A 5,281-nucleotide genomic window follows, 5' to 3' on the forward strand; every position below is an offset into this window, starting at 1 on the left:
GTTCCGGCGTAAAAGTTCGCGGGCGGCCGCCTCCATAACGGGGGTGAAGCGATTTCATCCCTTCCTTATTAAACCGGTGAATCAACCGTCGAACGTGATCCTCGGATAGGTGATACAGTCGGGCGATGTTTGGGACGGTCATCTTTTGGGCGGATGCCAGAATAACCATTGCCCGCCGGACTTTCACCGGATGGGATCCTTTTCGAATGATATGTCTTAATTGATTGCCTTCCTTGGTGGTCAAGTCACGAACGAAAATCATTTCGATCACCTATGAATCCATTCGACCATGAGGTAACATTTTCCTTCGGAATTTCCCGATCTAAGTTAGTCGACGGGGCACTAGCTCATTAATTAGAGAATCCAAACTTTTCTCATTTACGCATTTTACAGGTGGATAACCTAATATAAACATCATTCGCCACCTCTCATCATAATAAAGAATAAAAGATCCACAATAATCATATCCCTAATTTCGTAATATAAAAACTATCGTATCCTGACAAATGCCGGCCTTCCTCCATCACCATAATGAGTCCAAGTATAATACATTTCTCCAGTTTTCTATTGACAACTATACGTCTCGGGCCTGCATTTTTAGTACCCGGAGGAGGTGCAACCCTATATTCTGAATATGATCCCTTAGGCAAATATCCTTCGTTATTTCTAAATTTTACTCCCCAATTTTTCCTGAGTTTTCTAGGTGGTTTTTTCTTGGAATCTATTAATTCCAGCGTTTTCAAAACTGCATCCTCCTCTTCTTTGGGTAAACTTCCTGGAGTTATCCAAGAAATTGAACCACTAGTATTACTTTCCCCCTTCTTCAACTTTCCCACATTATCATTACAATTACATGCAACCCTTTTTCCCTTGCTAAACAGACCATCCAGCTTCCTCTTCGCCGTTTGCATGCCTTCACCGAGGCGAGTTTTCGCCAATTTGTCATCCAATTTGCCGGCAAAGGCGAGGGCCTCGTCGGCATACTTTCCGAATTTTGCCCATTTGACCACGGGAACCAGGGAAACACAGCTGAGACCGCGCTCCCATCCGCTTACTTGGTTACCGTCGGTGTCCTTCCCGGTAATACATCCGGACACATCATCCAATATGAGAAAATCCAGCGTCTCTTTGCCGAGATGGGCGGCATCTTTCAGGATTTGTCCGGAGGCCACGTAGTTTTTCGTTTTATCCCACCATCCGGAAAGCCCGCCCTTTCCCTCTTCTTGGGATGCGGAAGATTTTCCTTCCGCTGTTGCACCCCCTGAAGTGCCGCCGGAGGTGGAAGGGGACGTCCCATCCGCTTCCGCGTTCCCATCCGCCGGAGTCGTGCCGGATCTGTCGGAGGGTCCTCCCAGCTCCGGCGGGATGCCGGCGTCAGGAGAACCGCCGATCTCCGGATTTCCACCGATATCCCTGGGATCGCCAATCTCTGATGCGTTACCGATGTCGGAAGAGCCGCTGTTTTCCGGATTGTTTTCGGAAGGCTTTCCCTCAGGAAGCTGGCCTTGGATGATTTCCTGGACCTTTTTCTCCATGGCCGACTGGATCAGGCCTTCTCCATCCGACATGGCCAGGTACAGCAAACCGGCGAAGAGCGCACCCACGGCGATGAGGATGATATACTCCATCGTCGGAGAGCCCCTACGGGCCCACGCTCCAACACTTCGGTACCAACGTTTTTCTTCTTTAAAGAACTTTTTCTTCATCGAAAATCCGCTCCTGCTTATATCGGCATGAGGACGATATTCAATCCATACTTGAACAAGACCCATACCAACGGAATCCCAACCAGCACTAGTAAGAAGCCCTTCCAAAGGGAAAATTCGTGGGCTTCCGACAACGCGCCAGCGATGATCACAACCGTCCAGACCATCAAAATCGCATCGAGAAACAAGAAGAAGAAATACGCCAGCAGGAGAAAAAAACTGAAATGAATACGGGGAGTCCATATTGTCCAAGCCTCTTCCCGAAAAACGGCCAGCTGCATCAGCCAGAGAATCAGTTTGGCCACATCCGGCACCATGGCTGCAGCCATGGCCAATTGCACCTCCAGCCAGCGACCCGTACCGCGAAAGAGACGTCCGAGTCCGTAGAACAACGCGCTGTAGATCATCCAGAACAGTGGACCCACTCCAACACCAATCAAAAGGGAAAAGAGCAGTAAATCCCGAAGAAGGAAAAAATCAGCCAAATTGCGGAAGGAAATCTGATCCATCGTAAAGCTGATTCCGTACACCAGCACAAGGGGAAGCAAATAGAACCACGGCAACCCCGCGTCCAGAATCCGACGGACCACTCTGCGCGGAGAAAGCCAGACAGCGCCCATCAGCTTGAGGGTTTCCTGCCAACCTGTCACCGCAAATCTTCCTTTTTCTATAAAAGATTTCATTTACACGAAGAACAGCAGCACAAAACTGAGCACTACGGAAAAGACCACACTGCTTAAAAGGATGAGGGCGAAGGCCAACCAGGCGGAACACTCGTAGACTTCCGCCACACTCCTGGAAAGGGTGACCAGATACCATCCGCCGATGACCAGATCAACCAGATAAAACAGCACAATCAACAAGAGCAACCAAAGACTCGAATCCAACACCGGCGTCCAGGGGGTAAAGACTTCCGAGCCGAATAAAACCAACTTGACCACCCAAAACGGCATCAAAGAGGCCACGAAAGGCCGACTGCTCTGCGCATGTCGCGCCACCGGCCCGAAAGTCCCCTGCCCGGTGAGCGTGAAAAGCCCGCTGAACAAATACCAGTAAAAGATACCGACAATACATCCGCACCGTTTCGACGGAGAGGAAATGCCGTTCATCAAGCGGATATCGGGTTGCCAGGAGAATCGAAGCAGTTCGGGAACAGTTCAGGGTCAACGAGCAATCCTCCGGAAAAAGACGCTGACTCACATCCCCCCAATTTTCCGGCACAAGGTTCTGCCGAGCTTGCTGTTCTTAATGGAGGACAATCCGCAGGAAAGCGAGGATGTTTTTATATATTGGAAGAAAATAAAAGCATCGTCGACCTCCCGGGTATTTTGCGCTATCGGAGATCGACGACACCGGATATCTCAAAGGATTAAATAATGGAACCAAACACATAATCACATCTTTGTCAGCGAGTCACTCACCAAAATATTGTTTTTTGAAGTTCAATAAGTACTCGTACCTATCCTTGAAACGATATTTTTGAACAATGGAATCACTGAAGGCATCGGATAAACCTTTATAAAAACTGGCTGCTCCATTCATCAATGTTTTGAGTAACTCTTCTCTGGGCAACAGCCACTTCCCATATTTCCCTTTACGGCCAATTGTCATTAACACCCATTTCGAACCTTTTTTTTCAATATCTATCGGTATCGGTTGATCAGGCAAATACATTCCCCCCGAACCTTTTTCCATAAAGGACAAAATGGCCTGAAATAAATAGTCCCAGTAGTCTATAATATAATCTCCTAATTTTTCGGTCAGTATCGGTTGTCCATAGTAAGACAGTTCAATGTGACCTTCTAAGTAATTAAAATCTAGATAGGGTTCCGCTTTTTTCAATGTGACCTTATCATCCACCGGTATCTCCACAGGAAAGGATGGATTCTTTTTTACGGGAAAGTAAATGTACGTTTGCACGTGAAACATCTGAATCTCTCCTTATCATATCAATCATCGAATTCATCGACTTTCGGATAAAGTTGACCAACTCTCCGATAACGCATTCCATTTGAATTAGCCTCAACCTGAAACCCAACAACATATTTTTTCCCATCAACGATGAGTTCTTCTTCCTTACCAAATTGAAATCCATACATATTCTTACTAGCCTTTCTGTATATTCTATCCTTTTCCTGTTGAAGGATCTTTATAAGAAGTTGTTCAACATCCTTTTCAGTCATATTTTTGGGAAACAGAGTATTCTCTTCCTTTACATTCCCATTGTGTTTGATTCGAGCTTTCGGATTAAAGTGTTTCGGATGATGACCCTCAAGGATGTGCTTCATGGCATCTTTATCAATAGTTACAATCAGGTCTTTATCCAATTGAATTTTTTGTTGTTTAAAATTTTTTATATAATCATTTAGTTTTCTAGGAATTCCCCTTTTGATCCTCCCGTCCTTTATCCATTGATCCAGAACCTTTCCGGGGATGTTCACCGGAGAATTCGGCAAAGCCAAGTCAGTTCCTTTTACGCTCCTCAGTCGTTTTTCCAAAATGGCCTCAAAGTAGGATTCGTAGCAGTATTATGTTTCGGAGGCGAAATCTCTTTTAGAAAATGGTTTCGAGAATTACATAAACAAGCAGATAGTTTCCCCCGGCCAAACAGATTCACCACTTTCCTCTTCGCCGTTTGCAAGCCCTCGCCGAGGCGAGTTTTTGCCAATTTGCCATCCAGCTTGCCGACAAAGGTAAAAGCTTCGTCGACATACTTCCCGAATTTGGCCCACTTGGCCGCAGGGATAAGGGAAACGCAACTGAGGCCGCGCTCCCATCCGGCCAGTTGGTTGCCGTCGGTGTCTTTCCCCGTGAAACACCCGGATACATCATCCAAAATGAGAAAATCCAGCGTCTCTTTCCCGATATGGGCGGCATCCTTCAGGATTTGTCCGGAGGCCGCGTAGTTTTTCGTTTTCTCCCACCATCCGGAAAGCCAACCGCCTTCCCCGGTCTCCGTTGTGAAGGAAGCGGTAGTATTTCCATCCGGTATTGGATTTCCCGATCCGTCCCCGGAGGTGTCAGGGATTACCGGAGGCACGTCCGGAGTCGTGCCGGAACCGTTGAAACCGTCCAACGCCGGTGGGAGACCGGCATCGGGAGAACCATTTGTCCCCGGATTCCCACCGATGGGATCACCAATCTCCGATGTGTTCCTTGAGGAAACATCTCCCTCGGGCAGTTGGCCCTGGATGACTCAATCAAACCATAGAAAATGAAAAGTCGCCGACTTCCGGAATTCGGAGGTCAACGACACCAAGCCCTGTCTTAGGTGAAAAGCCAAACTGGTTCCGATTTTCAGGCACCAGCACATAACATACTTGTCAGCATCATTCACCAAAACATTGTTTTTTGTAGCTCAGTAAGTGTTTGTATGCGTCCTTGAAACGATATTGTTATACAATGGAATCGCTAAAGGCTTCGGATAAACCTTTATAAAAACGAATTGCTCCATCCAGCAAAGTTTTGATCAATTCTTCTCTAGTGCCCCGTCGACTAACTTAGATCGGGAAATTCCGAAGGAAAATGTTACCTCATGGTCGAATGGATTCATAGGTGATCGAAATGATTTTCGT

At 46.9% G+C, this 5,281-nt stretch carries 7 protein-coding genes; all 7 read right to left on the reverse strand.

Annotated elements, in window-relative coordinates; all coding sequences use genetic code 11:
• Window positions 1-262, reverse strand: a 262-nt coding sequence (locus tag BM063_RS16965) for a helix-turn-helix domain-containing protein (protein WP_143085433.1), incomplete at its 3' end; no start/stop codon positions are given.
• 199 nt (window positions 263-461) lie between these two features.
• Window positions 462-1,706, reverse strand: a complete 1,245-nt coding sequence (locus BM063_RS17890) for a ribonuclease domain-containing protein (protein ID WP_218154461.1) — start codon at window positions 1,704-1,706, stop codon at window positions 462-464.
• A 17-nt stretch (window positions 1,707-1,723) separates the two neighbouring features.
• Window positions 1,724-2,356, reverse strand: a complete 633-nt coding sequence (locus BM063_RS16980; RefSeq protein WP_177199254.1) for a YIP1 family protein — start codon at window positions 2,354-2,356, stop codon at window positions 1,724-1,726.
• A 33-nt stretch (window positions 2,357-2,389) separates the two neighbouring features.
• On the reverse strand, window positions 2,390-2,659 hold the full coding sequence (locus tag BM063_RS16985) for a hypothetical protein (protein ID WP_143085430.1): 270 nt from the start codon (window positions 2,657-2,659) through the stop codon (window positions 2,390-2,392).
• A 460-nt stretch (window positions 2,660-3,119) separates the two neighbouring features.
• Complete coding sequence (locus BM063_RS16995) at window positions 3,120-3,635, reverse strand: hypothetical protein (protein ID WP_092041876.1); 516 nt, start codon at window positions 3,633-3,635, stop codon at window positions 3,120-3,122.
• A gap of 20 nt (window positions 3,636-3,655) precedes the next feature.
• A complete protein-coding gene (locus BM063_RS17000; protein WP_143085431.1) occupies window positions 3,656-4,204 on the reverse strand; it encodes a hypothetical protein in 549 nt (182 codons plus the stop codon).
• Window positions 4,189-4,782, reverse strand: a complete 594-nt coding sequence (locus tag BM063_RS17005) for a pre-toxin TG domain-containing protein (protein ID WP_092041882.1) — start codon at window positions 4,780-4,782, stop codon at window positions 4,189-4,191. The genes BM063_RS17000 and BM063_RS17005 overlap by 16 nt, the downstream gene beginning before the upstream one ends.
• Window positions 4,783-5,281 lie beyond the last annotated feature (499 nt).

It is taken from the genome of Planifilum fulgidum, from assembly GCF_900113175.1.
GTDB lineage: Bacteria > Bacillota > Bacilli > Thermoactinomycetales > DSM-44946 > Planifilum > Planifilum fulgidum.

Coding starts and splice junctions, on each gene's coding strand:
- BM063_RS16985 (WP_143085430.1), bottom strand. CDS start 2,659: ATGCCGTTTTGGGTGGTCAAGTTGGTTTTATTCGGCTCGGAAGTCTTT.
- BM063_RS16995 (WP_092041876.1), bottom strand. CDS start 3,635: ATGTTTCACGTGCAAACGTACATTTACTTTCCCGTAAAAAAGAATCCA.
- BM063_RS17890 (WP_218154461.1), bottom strand. CDS start 1,706: ATGAAGAAAAAGTTCTTTAAAGAAGAAAAACGTTGGTACCGAAGTGTT.